12 protein-coding genes and 1 tRNA gene are annotated in these 12,715 nt (G+C 47.7%); 2 read left to right on the forward strand and 11 right to left on the reverse strand.

Annotated features, from left to right (window positions below):
• Positions 1–2: 2 nt before the first annotated feature.
• The 11 genes from MESINF_RS12020 to glpX form a co-directional block, all read right to left on the reverse strand.
• Positions 3–665 (reverse strand): class I SAM-dependent methyltransferase, encoded by a 663-nt coding sequence (locus tag MESINF_RS12020; protein WP_169700153.1) that lies wholly within the window; start codon positions 663–665, stop codon positions 3–5.
• Positions 666–735: 70 nt separating this feature from the next.
• A complete protein-coding gene (locus MESINF_RS12025; RefSeq protein WP_169700155.1) occupies positions 736–1,974 on the reverse strand; it encodes a metallopeptidase TldD-related protein in 1,239 nt (412 codons plus the stop codon).
• Positions 1,975–1,983: 9 nt separating this feature from the next.
• Positions 1,984–3,324, reverse strand: coding sequence for a TldD/PmbA family protein (locus tag MESINF_RS12030; protein ID WP_169700157.1), 1,341 nt, complete (start codon positions 3,322–3,324; stop codon positions 1,984–1,986).
• A 32-nt stretch (positions 3,325–3,356) separates the two neighbouring features.
• Complete coding sequence (locus MESINF_RS12035) at positions 3,357–4,667, reverse strand: patatin-like phospholipase family protein (RefSeq protein WP_169700159.1); 1,311 nt, start codon at positions 4,665–4,667, stop codon at positions 3,357–3,359.
• An 88-nt stretch (positions 4,668–4,755) separates the two neighbouring features.
• Positions 4,756–6,210 (reverse strand): polyphosphate:AMP phosphotransferase, encoded by a 1,455-nt coding sequence (gene pap, locus MESINF_RS12040; RefSeq protein WP_169700161.1) that lies wholly within the window; start codon positions 6,208–6,210, stop codon positions 4,756–4,758.
• Positions 6,210–6,509, reverse strand: a complete 300-nt coding sequence (locus tag MESINF_RS12045; protein WP_169700163.1) for a hypothetical protein — start codon at positions 6,507–6,509, stop codon at positions 6,210–6,212. Before MESINF_RS12045 ends, pap begins: the two co-directional genes overlap by 1 nt.
• A gap of 72 nt (positions 6,510–6,581) precedes the next feature.
• Positions 6,582–7,646: a glutamate 5-kinase gene (proB, locus tag MESINF_RS12050; RefSeq protein WP_169700165.1), complete on the reverse strand. Its 1,065-nt coding sequence runs from the start codon at positions 7,644–7,646 to the stop codon at positions 6,582–6,584.
• Complete coding sequence (locus MESINF_RS12055) at positions 7,646–8,890, reverse strand: glutamate-5-semialdehyde dehydrogenase (protein ID WP_169700167.1); 1,245 nt, start codon at positions 8,888–8,890, stop codon at positions 7,646–7,648. The genes proB and MESINF_RS12055 overlap by 1 nt, the downstream gene beginning before the upstream one ends.
• The gene (gene proC / locus MESINF_RS12060; protein ID WP_169700169.1) at positions 8,887–9,702 is read right to left on the reverse strand and encodes a pyrroline-5-carboxylate reductase; all 816 of its coding nucleotides are present in this window, start codon (positions 9,700–9,702) and stop codon (positions 8,887–8,889) included. Before proC ends, MESINF_RS12055 begins: the two co-directional genes overlap by 4 nt.
• Positions 9,699–10,313, reverse strand: a complete 615-nt coding sequence (locus tag MESINF_RS12065; protein ID WP_169700171.1) for a type 1 glutamine amidotransferase — start codon at positions 10,311–10,313, stop codon at positions 9,699–9,701. The genes proC and MESINF_RS12065 overlap by 4 nt, the downstream gene beginning before the upstream one ends.
• Positions 10,314–10,496: 183 nt before the next feature.
• On the reverse strand, positions 10,497–11,510 hold the full coding sequence (glpX, locus tag MESINF_RS12070) for a class II fructose-bisphosphatase (protein ID WP_169700173.1): 1,014 nt from the start codon (positions 11,508–11,510) through the stop codon (positions 10,497–10,499).
• 298 nt (positions 11,511–11,808) lie between these two features.
• On the opposite strand from glpX, the gene MESINF_RS12075 reads away from it, so the two are divergent.
• Together MESINF_RS12075 and MESINF_RS12080 are read left to right on the forward strand one after the other, a co-directional pair.
• Positions 11,809–12,504 carry a DUF3298 and DUF4163 domain-containing protein gene (locus MESINF_RS12075; protein ID WP_169700176.1) on the forward strand — a complete coding sequence of 232 codons (696 nt, stop codon included), beginning with the start codon at positions 11,809–11,811 and terminating at the stop codon, positions 12,502–12,504.
• A 120-nt stretch (positions 12,505–12,624) separates the two neighbouring features.
• A tRNA-Leu gene (locus tag MESINF_RS12080) sits at positions 12,625–12,714 on the forward strand.
• The last annotated feature ends 1 nt before the right edge of the window (position 12,715 follow it).

A 12,715-nucleotide genomic window follows, 5' to 3' on the forward strand; every position in this document is an offset into this window, starting at 1 on the left:
GATCAGAGAAAGCGGGCACAGATCAGACCGACCAGCGGGTGGACCTGGACAATTTCTATCTCGTCTGCTCCGACTTTTTCGAAGACTTCTCTGATGAAATCTATCGATGCGGGATGGTCCGTTTCGTTGTCGTCGTAATAAACTTCGCTCCATTCGTCCCGATGGTTGTTTGGGTTGTCGAACCACATTATATCGCCAATGACGATAACTCCAGGTCTCTGAATTAGGGAAACGAGTTTGGTCAGGGCTTCGGATTTCATAGGATCAGTTAGATGGTGCAAAGAATAGATCGCTATAACTTTGTTTATGCCCTTTGTTTTTAGGTCGACTTCTTCAGAAGGATCTTCGAAAGAGCCCCTGTAGAACTCGACGTTTGCGACACCGGAGCTCTCGGCGTTCAACCTGGCATCTTCAATCATTCTTCTGCTTATATCGATACCGATAACTTTCTTACAGTGAGCACCCGCAGCGACGGCCCATCTGCCACGTCCGGTACCAATATCCAGCAAAACGTCTTCGCCACACAGATCGAGATAGTCGAGAGCTATCGCGCCGACCGTGGCTATGATGTCACCCTTGAATGGATCTATATCTGCTATGGGAGACGCTTCGGGAAGGTTGTCGAACTCCTCTTCCAGCTTTTTGCGATCGTAACCGTGTTCCACCACTTCCACCTCTTCAAATACTAATTGATCAACAAGATGATTATACCCCCTATTTAATTTCGAACCGCTTCTAAACATTTTTTTCTGCTTTCATGTTCATGACTGTGACTTTGGAGTTTTCCAGGTCCAAAAAGTTGTTACTGGAGACTCCCAGAAAACTGTTCCCAAACATCTCATAGAGGTGAGAGCTGATGTTCAACTCGGGCAAACGTCCTATGAGACGTTCTCCGTCGAAAAGAAAGGCAAGTTGGGCCGGCGTTGCGAAATGACCGTCCGGCGTGAAGTCGCCACCGCTGGCGATGAGAACGAAAATACCCTTCTTACCGCCCAGCAGTTCTTTTGCGGTCTTTTCGGATTCTCTGATTTTGAATTTCGGAAAACCAAGTTCAGGGATCCCGTCGTACTCTCCCCCCGCCGATCCCGTATGGGGAAGATTGAAAAGCGCCGCACTTTTTTTGTCTGTGAAGGGCGCTTTCAATACGCCGTTTTCAATTAGAGGAAAGATATCCCCATCGTTGAAGCTTCCTTCGGTATCGAAGAAGGAACCTTCGAAACCATCGTCGGCCTTCCTGCTCTGATAGAGCGTGAACTCTTCAGAGAACAGTTTCTCCCCGAGTCTTCCGCTGAAAAGAGAGCCTCCACTACCGAAAAGCATTCCATGAAGCGCCTCGTAGAATTTCGTCAGGTACGTGGTGTCGTCAGCGATGAAAACCACCGGGTAATAACCATCCTCAAAATCCTCTATCCTCTTCGTGTAAGCGTCGCATATCATATTGGTGAGGTCTAGAAACCCCTCTTTATCGAACTTTCTTCCTGCGTAGCCTGTGATCGCGTCCATTATGTTGGAAGAGTTTTTGTCCTTTATCACCAGCGTCAGGTTGAGAAAGCTTCTACGGGATCTCAGGTTTAACCCCAAATCGTTATCGATAGAGGTCTCCAGAGTGCTCTGTTTGAATACCTGGCTGAAGCTGAACCCCGGTTGAGTTTCCCTGAGCGCCTTAAGTATCGCTTCGGTTTCTTCGAGAAGCTCCGATTCTCTCTGGAGATCAGATTGAATATCCTCTTCGCGTTCCAACGATCGACCGGGCGAAAATGGATAGGGTACTTCCATTTTCAAAGACTCTTTGGCTCTCGCGAGCAAGTCTTTTTCATTCTCGTCTCCCAGAGCACCGGCGACTCCCATACATTTGCCATCGTAGAGTCTTACGGAGGTTTTTTTGATGTCTTTCTTCCTTATAGAGCTTACCTGTGTCTGTACTATTTTGATCGCATTTTCAACGTAATGGGTTATATATCTTTCTTTTATCATCTCAACACCTCACTGAACATTCAAAGATCTAACACGGACATAAGGCCCGCCAAAACCTACCGGCAACGAGTACTGTTCCATTTTTCCGCAGCCACCGAGAGAAAAGGAAAGTATCTTCGATTCCTTGGTAATACCCTCTATCTCGTTCAGAGTCTGGAAGACGCTTCCAGATATCACGGAAATTCTTACGGGCTCGGCTATTCTGCCGTTCCTTATCATAAAAGCCTGGTTGGGAGCCAGAGTAAATGTTGACATTCCCGATCCGTGGTTGAGAGAACTGACATAGATACCCGTCTCTATACCTTCGAGTAGTTCGTCGAAGGTTAACTCTCCCGGCGAAATGTAGGTTGTGGTCATTCTAACTATCGGTTCGTATTCGAAGTTCACTGCTCTAGCATTTCCAGTAGGCCGCTCTCCCAGTAAAGCCGCCGTTTCCACACTGTGCAACCTACCGGCGAGATAGCCTTCTTTAATGAGATAGGTTTCGCGTGCTCTGGTGCCTTCGTCGTCGAAGGACACGAAACCCACGCCGGCATGGTTGCCATCATCTATGATCGATAGATTGTCACTACCCACTTTTTTCCCAATACTCCATTCCCTCATCATCGTTTCATCGCCAAGCATGAAATCGGCTTCGCTCTTGTGGCCAAAGCTCTCATGGGCGAAAACTCCCGCGGCTTCCGGCGATAGTACTACGGTATATTTTCCCGGTTTGACAGTCGTGGCGTTCTTGAGAAAGTGCTCCGAACTCTTGATTTTTTCCTGCACCTCATGTCCCCTGTCTTTCAGCAGGGAGATGTCGTTCCCGGCCAGATCGTAACGGTCCATGAACTTTTCCTCGCCGAGGGCCATCTGGTAGGAAAGCCTGAAGCCCACTCTCTGGTAATCGAATTCCAGTGCCGAGCCTTTGCTTGAATAAAAGCTTTTGACTACTCTCTGATCTATATACTGGCCTCTCCAGAATTTTATCGGTTCACTCTCTTTTAGATGGGGGAAGTACTGACTCAGTAGATCCATCTTCCCTTTCAGAGCCATTCTGGAGATATCCTTTGAATCTCCGAAATTCAGAAAGCTTCCCTTGTTGATCTCGAAAGTTTCTACAACTTTGTTATTGTCGATGTTCGGGTCAGGATTTGAGAGACAGGCAAGCCTTTCGAGTTCTCTCTGAATGGATTCGATATCTGTTGTGGAGCTATAATACCACCTCCGGCCGTCGAAAACTCTTATAAATGCGGCCTTGTAACGCTGCTCTTTCATGTTGTCAAGCCTGTCGAGCGTAACAGAGATGTCTGTCTTGAAGACATCTTCAATTCTTACGTCGGAATACAATCCTTTGGGAAATCTGAACATTTCAAACCTCCTTAAAGCGTTATAGATCTATTTCAGTTCAATCCTACACAACTTTCCAGAAGACTTTCGATAGTATTGGAGATAAGGTTATATATCTCTAGCGAGGAACCGTCTCCCTGGGTGTTCTCGTGGATGTATCGAAGAAATCTCTCCATCTCCATGTACTCTCTGTTACTAAACCCTCCACTCACCGTAAGAGTGTCATCAATACTACCGGAGATGATACCCAGTAGTTCATCCGTATCATATAGGTGAAGCCTTTCCAATCCCAGAAGGGAAGCGAATCTGTCGAGTATCTTCAGGAAGATGGTTTCTGCATCGCCACCGCTCCTTTCCATAAACTTTTCGAGGCTTATCCACATTCGTTCACCGTCTCCGTCTACTCCACCGATTCCAAGCAGGGCTAGTGCTTCCCTCTTCTGGTCGATCCGAAGCGACATGAATCTCTTCTTGAGATCTCCGGTCGAGGAAGATATGTAGGAATAGCCAGAAAAGATCTTCCCCATAGCCGAATAAGTATCTAAATATCCTTGGACTAAAGTTTTTCTCAGGTCTGACCCGTTGAACTCGAAGAGATCAACATAGTTGTGTTGTGGCGAAATGACCGTGAATTCTATCTCTTCGTTTCCATGGGCACACCAGATATCGAAATAATCCTTGAGTCTTCTGTAGTGGAGATCTACAAGTATTATATCGTTGTAGCCTCTTTCTATGGCCATATTCACCGGTGCATTGTTGTAAATTCCTCCGTCTATGTAGGTTTGAGATTCTATCTCGACCCTTCTAAAGAGAGGAAAGTTTGCGCTGGCGGAAACGAACTCGGCAAGCAGACCTTTTGGTATATCTTCGAGTGACAATTCAAGCGGCTTCATGCGGCTCAAGGAATAGACGACGATGCCCATATCAATGCCCGATGTCCTTATCCTCTCTTCGTCTAGCACTCTTTCCAGTAGAGTTTCTAGAGGTTCGGAGTCTATTCCCCGAGAATCTATTACCTCTTTGGCGAGCGACAGGGCTTCGAAAAGCTTCCATTCGGTGAAGCCCTTCTTCAAAAGTTCAGATGTCTTTTCAGATATGTTGAAGATGGTACCAACCTCTAGCTCCAGCCAGAACTGTAAAGCCATTTCGTACTCCCGGCTGGCCACAGCGGCGGCGTTTATCGCACCGGCCGAACTGCCGAAGACTCCATCGATCTCCACTCCGAGCTGGATCAAAGCCTTCCAGACTCCCATCTGGTAAATACTGCGAACCCCTCCCCCGGAGAGCACCAGTGCAAGCGAAGCCGAAAGGTATCCATGAAAGAGAATTGCCTGACAGAGTAGGATAATAAAAACAATCTTCATGTCAATCTCCGCGACATTTCGCACTAGACGAGGTTATGTTGAAACAGAAAAACACATGTGTTTTATTATTATCAGTCGATATATTCACTCAAAGGTTCTCCTTTAACATATTCACGAGAGTTTCCAGGACCTTCACTCTGGCGTATCTCTTGTCGTTCGACTCAACTACGGTCCACGGAGCGTACGAAGTACTCGTACGAACCAGCATCTCCTCAATCGCCGGTTTGTAAATATTCCATTTTTCACGGTTTCTCCAGTCCTCGGGAGTAATTTTCCACTGCTTCACGGGATCGTTTTCCCTCGTCTGGAATCTCTTCAGTTGTTCTTCGAGGTCTATGTGCAGCCAGAATTTGGCCAGAACGGTTCCATGATCGTGGAGCTGTTCCTCCATATCGTTTATTTCGCGATAAGCTCTGGCCCATTCAGCTTCACTGGCGAAACCTTCGACTCTTTCGACAAGAACGCGGCCGTACCAGCTACGGTCGAAGATAGCGATATGTCCGTCTTTTGGCATATTGGTCCAGAATCTCCAGAGATAATGGTACGACTTCTCGGCATCGTTCGGCGCACTGATTGGTATCACCTCGTAACCGCGGGGATCGAGTTTAGCGGTTAAACGCCTAATATTTCCACCCTTTCCAGCGGCGTCCATGCCCTCATAAACGACTACCAGTGCCCTCCTCTTTTTGTACAGAATATGCTGATACTCTCTCAGTTTTTTCTGTACCTCGGCCAATCTCTTCTCGTAAAGATCCTCCTCCATACTCTTGGAAAGGTCTAGAGAATCTATGACAGATGTGTTGCCAGACCAGGGGTTGACAGTTCCGTTCACACTGTCATGTCTTTCAAGTGCCTTTTCAATGCAGTTCACGACGGTGTTCATTATCTGTACGGCGGCAAGCCTTTCATCGGTTGAGGGTATTATGTACCAGGGTGCGATATCCGTGTCGCTAGCCTGCAGGATCCTCTCGATGAACGACTTCACAGATTCGTAGTTCTTGTTCTGACGGAAATCTCTTTTCTTCACCCGCCAGGAAGTCGATGGATTCGAATCCAGTTTCTCGAGTCTTCTTTTCTGTTCTTTTCGGTCTATGTGCAGAAAAAACTTGATGATTACGGCGCCGGAATCGGTGAGAAGTCTTTCCAGTGAGTTGAAGGTTTTCAAATACGACAGAAACTCTCTCTCTCCAATCGCCTTTTCTTCGTCCAGTAGAACCTTGTACCAGCTTCTATCGAAAATAGTTATGCGTCCACAGGAGGGAAACCGATTCCAGAAAGGCCAGAGATATGGGTGAAATCTGTCGTTTTCGTCTGTGCCGGCCATGGGAAAGACTTTGAAACCTCTGGGGTCCAATGGCATTATGAGATTGTTTATCGCCGTGCCTTTTCCCGACGCCTCCCAACCTTCAAAGAGTATAACCACCGGAATCGATCTCTCTTTGAGTTTTCGCTGGAGAAAGCCGAGAATCGGTTCCAGAGACTCCAGAGCCGAGGAGTATTCCTTACCAGATAGTTTTGCTTCCAGGTCGATTTTATCGAGCATCAATACTTCTCCGAAGAGAACTTCATTTCGTAGGCCTCGTGCTCGGGATTGGCTACCATCATATCTGTAAAGTCGCTTAGTAGTTCCTTGAAGACGCCTGTTTTCATGAACTCGTCGGCATATCTTTTATCTTCCCACATGCCTACGGCCAAAGCCTTTCCACCGTTCGCGGTCATGATAAAGGCACGGATGAAACCCTCGCGTCCGGTAGCCCTTTCGAGGACCGCTTCTTTCCATATCCTGCAGGCCCTCTCGAGAGATTCTTCACGAAAGTGGTACCTCATTACGGCAACGTACATCTCTCTCACCTCCCTTTTCAATTTTACAGTCTCTTTCGCCCGGCGTAGAGAGACGGGGAGAGTGTAGAAAGCTCAATTTTGGTAGATATTGTCTATGTGGACGACGACCTTCGCACAGTCATGCCCAAGTATTGACGACAGTTTGTCGCTTCTTGTTCCTTTGATTCTATCGACTTCGAAGGAACTGAAGTTGCTTATCCCACGCGCGATTTCCTCACCTTCAAAGGAGAGTATCCTGACTACCTCTCCCTGAGAGAACTCGCCTTCGACTCTCTCGACACCGACCGCCAGAAGACTCTTACCCCTTTTCAAGGCGGTAATGGCACCTCTGTTTATTATAAGCGAACCTCCAGGAGTTGATAGAAAACCTATCCAGATTTTTCTGGCCCCGGGCGACGAATCGATCGGTTCGAAAACCGTGCCGGTTTCGATTCCATGAATGAACTTCCCGATGTTCGATAGCTCGCGGCCATTGCAGATGCAGCATTTGATACCTGATGCCGAAGCCCCTCTTGCTGCGCGAATCTTGGTGCCTATCCCTCCGGTTCCCCAGCTACTACCGGACATACTCTTGATCTTGCTGGCCGAATCGAAAACGCGCATAACCTTTCCCTCTTCGTTGTAGATGCCATCGACTGTGGACATGAGTATTAAATAGTCGGCCTTCCAGCCCATCGCAAACATGGCCGCCAGTATGTCGTTATCGCCGAACATGATTTCTTCGGTTGAGGTAGTGTCGTTCTCGTTCACTATGGGTATGACTCCCATTTCTAGAAGACCTATTAGTGTGTTTCTCAGGTTGAGAAAGCGCTTCCTGTGGCCGAAATCGTCTCGGTTGACGAGTATCTGTGCGACCTTTTCTCCGTAGAGATCGAAAACAGTTTCGTACAGCTTCATCAGTTGAACCTGCCCGGCCGCGCACAGTGCCTGTTTCAGGTACAGATCGTGTTCGGCGCTTCTACCGCTTAAGTATCCAAAACCGGCAGCCTTAGCACCGGACGAGACCAGAACCACTTCGTTTTCGAGAGATTTGAGATTGGCTATCTCCCGCGCTAGCTCGGCTATGTAACGTCTGTCGAGCTCTCCGCTCTTTTTCACTAGCAAATTCGAACCAACTTTAAGCACTATTCTGGACATTATTCTCTCACCTGGTAATCGCCCATCACGGTGTACTTGTAGCTCGTGAGTTCTCTTAAGCCGAAGGGTCCACGGGCGTGGAGTTTTTGAGTACTTATGCCTATCTCGCTTCCGAAACCGAACTCACCACCGTCCGTGAATCGTGTAGAAGCGTTCACGTAAACCGCGGCAGAATCGACGGCCTTCAAAAAGTACCTGGCGTTCGAGTAGTCTTCGGTCAGTATAGACTCCGAGTGATGGGATGAATATCTCTCTATGTGTTCGATTGCCTCTTTAACATCGTTTACAACCTTTACGGCCAGGATGAGGTCGAGGAATTCGGTCTCGTAGTCTTCTTCGGTAGCCGGGATCATTTCCGCGAACTGCCTCGACCTTTCACAACCGCGGAGTTCGACATTCTTTCTTGAGAGAGTTTCTTTCATCATCGGGAGAAACTTCCCGGCGATCTTCTCGTGCACAAGAACCGTTTCAACGGCGTTGCACGTTCCCGGTCTCTGTGTTTTTGCGTTGTCAATGATCGCTACGGCCTTGGATAGGTCGGCATTATAGTCCACGAATATATGGCAGTTTCCCGTCCCGGTTTCGATTACCGGTACTGTTGAGTTGTTGACCACGAACTGTATCAGACTGCTACCCCCTCTGGGTATTATCAGCGACAGATATTCCCTCATTTTCAACATCTCCATAACACAATCTCTGGATATATCCTCTATCAACTCTACACATCCGCCGGGTAGGCCGACCGTCTTCAGAGCACGTTTTATAGCTTGCACTATCGCCCTGTTGGAGTTTATCGCGTCGCTGCCACCCTTCAGAAGTACTGAATTTCCGGATTTTAAGGCCAGTATCGAGGCATCGACTGTAACGTTTGGGCGCGATTCGTATATCATACCTATGGCACCGATAGGAACCCTCTCTCTGGATATTCTCAGACCGTCTTTTTGGACCCAGGTGGTTTCTATCTCGCCAACGGGATCGGGTAATGCCGCCACGTCATGACAGGCCTGTATCATACCGTCTATCCTTTTTTCGGTGAGCGCGAGTCTGTCAATCAGCGATTCCTTGATTTCTCTGTTTCTGGCCTGTAAAACATCCAGAGAGTTCGCGTCGAGTATCTCACCGCGGTTCATGTCTATAGAATCGGCTATTGCCTTCAAAGCCTGGTTCTTAACGGTGGTGCTCGCCAGCCTCAGAAATCTGTAAGCCTCCCTGACTTTCACTCCTTTTTCCGTTAGGTCCGTCATTTCTTCCCCTCCAGTTCAGCGTTGATCTCTTTCGCCCTCAGATAGGTGTCGAAGAGAGCCTTCATTATAGTTCCCCTGAGTCCTTCTCTTTCCAGTGAATAAATCCCCTCTATCGTGGTGCCTCCGGGTGAGGTGACGAGGTGTCTGAATTCGCCAGGATGGTTACCCTTTTCTTTGAGAAGCTCGACCGATCCACCCAGGGTACCGAGTATGAGTTCCCTTGAAACCTCGTAGGAGAGACCCATCTTCAATCCCACGTCTATGAGCGATTCGACGATTACAAATACAAAGGCCGGACCGCTCCCGCTGAGAGCGGTAACGGCCGCCAGGTCCTTTTCTCTGACCTCGACTATATCTCCCATCGTCAGAAGTATTCTTTTTACCTCTCGGCGCTCGTCTTCGTTGAAGCCCTCCGAAAACACCAGACCAGTCACTCCTCTGCCGATAGCGCTCGGAACGTTCGGCATGATTCTAGCGATCTTTTTTATGGAAGTGTTAAAGGCTATTGTATCTATCTGAATACCAGTTATGGTGCTTATTATTATAGGACTGTGCTGTCTGCCGTTCTTTATCTGGGCGAAGAGCTCCATACAGTCCTGCGGTTTCACCGAAAGGATCACATGTGTGCAGTTTTTGAATATCTCTGAAGGTTCGGAAGCGACGACTACCTTTGTGGAATCGGAAGTCAAACCGGACAACTTCTCCGGGTATCTATCCAGTAGGTACAGGGCTTCCAGCCCTTCGAATTTGCTCAGCAATCTATGGGCAAAGATTCCTCCTATATTTCCTACACCGATTATTCCTATCTTCATTTTCCCCCTCCTGAATTTTCAGTTGAATGTCTTTCCACTATAGAAGCAAAATTTGAGAATATCTTTAGCGAATCCATCTCCGATCCGAGGTCGATCTCTTCGGGGTGAAACTGTATTCCGTACTTCAGGTTATCTTTCGAGGCTATCGCTTGAATGAAAGTTGAATCGTTCCTGGCGATGATGGAGTAACCATGCGGGACATAAGGCAGGGCATAGTTGTGTCGTTGACATACTTCAAGAGGTGACTTCATGCCCTTGAAAAGGTCGTTTCCGCCATCAAGCCACACCCTCGAGAGCCCCAGCTCCTTCGAGACCACCAGAGAAACTCCTGCAAGCCTCGCCAGTATCTGCATACCTAGGCAGATACCCAGGATAGGTTTGTTGAAATTCCTTAAATAGCTCGCTCCGTATAAATCACTTTTTTCTTCGAAATAATTCTTCATCGTAAATCCGCCCGAGATAATTAATCCATCACAGCAAGAAGCATCCTGCGGAAATCCCTCTCGAAAGGTTCTCCATGTCCGGTAGAGCACCCCCATCTTTTCAAGCGCAAATTCTAATGGAGAGAGTGTCCTGTCGAAATCACTGTCGTTTAGAAGAACACAGATCATCTCGCAAGACCTCCTGTGTTTTGCGCTTATTATATCACCAGCTATTTTCGTTAAGGTTCAGAGAGTTTGCAACGTAAAGACGAATGGACGGATTTTTGCCATCGAAATCTACAATGTTGGGATGTTACCCGTTGATTAAATCAGCCCGAAAAGCGAAACTCAATGTCGTTCAAACCTACAATTTTATATTCTCTTACCCATTAGACTGTTGAAGATATAGACCTCTCCGCCAGTCTTTGTGGTTATAGTTTTGTACGCTATCTCGTGGTATGCGGTTATTCTTCTGACCGTTCGTGTGCTCGATCTCATGGCAATGGAGTCGGTTATGGCTTTACTGTGGGTGAAGCGGACACCTTTAAGGAAAGAGCCGTCGGTTATGCCTGTTGCGCTGAAAATAACCTCTTCGCCCTTTATCAGATCTTGTGTCCAGTAGACATTGTTGATTTTGAAGTTGGATTTCTCCGTTTTTTCAATCTCTGCGCTGTCTCTGGGCCAGCATTTTACCTGTATTTCTCCTCCAAGGCACTGGAGCGCAGCCGCCGCGAGTACAGCCTCAGGCGAACCACCGATCCCCATATATATCTCAGTGCCACCATCGGGAAGGGCCGTGGCGATCGCCGCAGCTATATCGCCATCGTTTATGAGCTTTATTCTCGCTCCGACGTTCCTTATGGCTTCCACCAGTGGATAATTTCTCTCTCTCTCCAGCACCGTGACGGTAAGCTCGGACACTTTGACACCGAGAATCGCGGCCGCGATTTTGAGGTTCTCTCTCGGGCTTGCGTTTATGTCGAGACTCCCGGCAAGTTCTTCACCGACCGCGAGCTTATCGACGTAGTAAGTTGGAAGCGGGGCTATCTTGCCTCTTTCAGTCGCCGCTATCACACTCAAAGCGTTGGGTCGACCGTTGGCCACAAGTCTTGTGCCGTCAACTGGATCAACAGCGATAAGAACTTCGGGATCTTCCTCCCCCCATTTACCGACATGTTCCCCCGCAGCCAGCATTGGAGCATGATCCTTCTCTCCTTCACCGATCACGACTGTTCCGCGCATGTCGAGGAGATCGAGAATTCCCCGCATCGCGTCAACTGCCCTCTGATCAACGATCTCTTTGTCGCCCCGTCCAAGGTAAACGCTAGATAACAACGCCGCGGCTTCTGTTACTCTTACCATGTCAAGAGTGATCTCAGGTATCATTTTTTCACCTCCGATTCAATCATAGCATCACACATTCTCTTAGAGTGATTCTCAGCCTTCTCAAATATATCCCAATTATGGCATGATAAAATCGTAGAAAGTAACTGCGAAGGCTTGTTTTGTATCGTTGCTTTTGATACTGAAAATCTGAAGTATTTGAAAAGTATCGTTTCGGTTTGAGCCTAACGGTTTGTTTGGACCGCAGCTGTTGATGGAAGGGATTCGGTTATGAAGAACCCTTTCAAACCCTTTGAAGTCTAAGGATCGTTTTTCCATAAAGGAAGAGGAGGAGATGGAGATGAAGAAAGCGCTACTGTTACTTTTCATGATTTCTCTAGTCGTTTTGGCAATGGCTATGACCGAAGAGTTGCCGGAAATGGTATTTGTCAGTGGGGGGAACATCATTTACGTTGGAGGTACTCATATTACTGAAGATTCAACGATATGCGCAGTAAATCTTCAGATTCCATTCATTGAAGGGCTTACCAGACCAGGTTTCGAATCCTATATCAACTCTCTGATAAAATCCGAAGTCGAGCAATACAGCAAAGAGATCCAAAAGATGGCAGCAGACGCCTATGAAGCGTCCAAAGAAGATGAATGGCCCTTCAGAACTTTCGATGTCTATGTGGTCTATACTGCTTACTTGAGTAACGGCATTCTCAGCATAGATATGATCTTCAGCGAATTCACTGGAGGAGCCCACCCCAATGCGGCCAGGCGGACGTACAATATCGACATAAGTGGGAACCATTTAGTTTCATTGAAAAGCCTCTTTCCTTCCGAGGATTTCGAGAACAAACTGAACGAGTTGCTTTTTAGCAAGATAAAAGAAAGAGAAGATCTGTGGCCAGCGGAATTCAAGGGCGTTCAACCGGACCAGGGCTTTTACCTGAATGCGGGAAGGCTGTATATATACTTCCAGCCTTATGAGATAGGCCCCTGGGCTTCAGGTATGCCCGAGTTCAGTTTTCTCCTTACTGACCTGATGTAAGAACTGGATTAAAGGCTTTTCCGGGATTCTCTATAACCGGCGCTGAAAAGCGTCGCTGATGTAATTTTACGGTCTACCTCGTTGACACTCTCTGGTATTGATGGTAAAGTTTTATTGCCAGCCGAGGTGGTGGAACTGGCAGACGCGGCGGACTCAAAATCCGCTGGGGTTGAGAGCCCCGTGCGGGTTCGATTCCCGCCCTCGGCACCAG

Origin of the sequence: Mesotoga infera, assembly GCF_900157305.1 — a bacterium.
GTDB lineage: Bacteria > Thermotogota > Thermotogae > Petrotogales > Kosmotogaceae > Mesotoga > Mesotoga infera.

Excerpts from the sequence above, each read along its gene's own strand:
- MESINF_RS12025 (WP_169700155.1), bottom strand. The coding sequence starts at position 1,974 with ATGATAAAAGAAAGATATATAACCCATTACGTTGAAAATGCGATCAAA.
- MESINF_RS12030 (WP_169700157.1), bottom strand. The coding sequence starts at position 3,324 with ATGTTCAGATTTCCCAAAGGATTGTATTCCGACGTAAGAATTGAAGAT.
- MESINF_RS12035 (WP_169700159.1), bottom strand. The coding sequence starts at position 4,667 with ATGAAGATTGTTTTTATTATCCTACTCTGTCAGGCAATTCTCTTTCAT.
- pap (WP_169700161.1), bottom strand. The coding sequence starts at position 6,210 with ATGCTCGATAAAATCGACCTGGAAGCAAAACTATCTGGTAAGGAATAC.
- MESINF_RS12045 (WP_169700163.1), bottom strand. The coding sequence starts at position 6,509 with ATGTACGTTGCCGTAATGAGGTACCACTTTCGTGAAGAATCTCTCGAG.
- proB (WP_169700165.1), bottom strand. The coding sequence starts at position 7,646 with ATGTCCAGAATAGTGCTTAAAGTTGGTTCGAATTTGCTAGTGAAAAAG.
- MESINF_RS12055 (WP_169700167.1), bottom strand. The coding sequence starts at position 8,890 with ATGACGGACCTAACGGAAAAAGGAGTGAAAGTCAGGGAGGCTTACAGA.
- proC (WP_169700169.1), bottom strand. The coding sequence starts at position 9,702 with ATGAAGATAGGAATAATCGGTGTAGGAAATATAGGAGGAATCTTTGCC.
- MESINF_RS12065 (WP_169700171.1), bottom strand. The coding sequence starts at position 10,313 with ATGATCTGTGTTCTTCTAAACGACAGTGATTTCGACAGGACACTCTCT.
- glpX (WP_169700173.1), bottom strand. The coding sequence starts at position 11,510 with ATGATACCTGAGATCACTCTTGACATGGTAAGAGTAACAGAAGCCGCG.
- MESINF_RS12075 (WP_169700176.1), top strand. The coding sequence starts at position 11,809 with ATGAAGAAAGCGCTACTGTTACTTTTCATGATTTCTCTAGTCGTTTTG.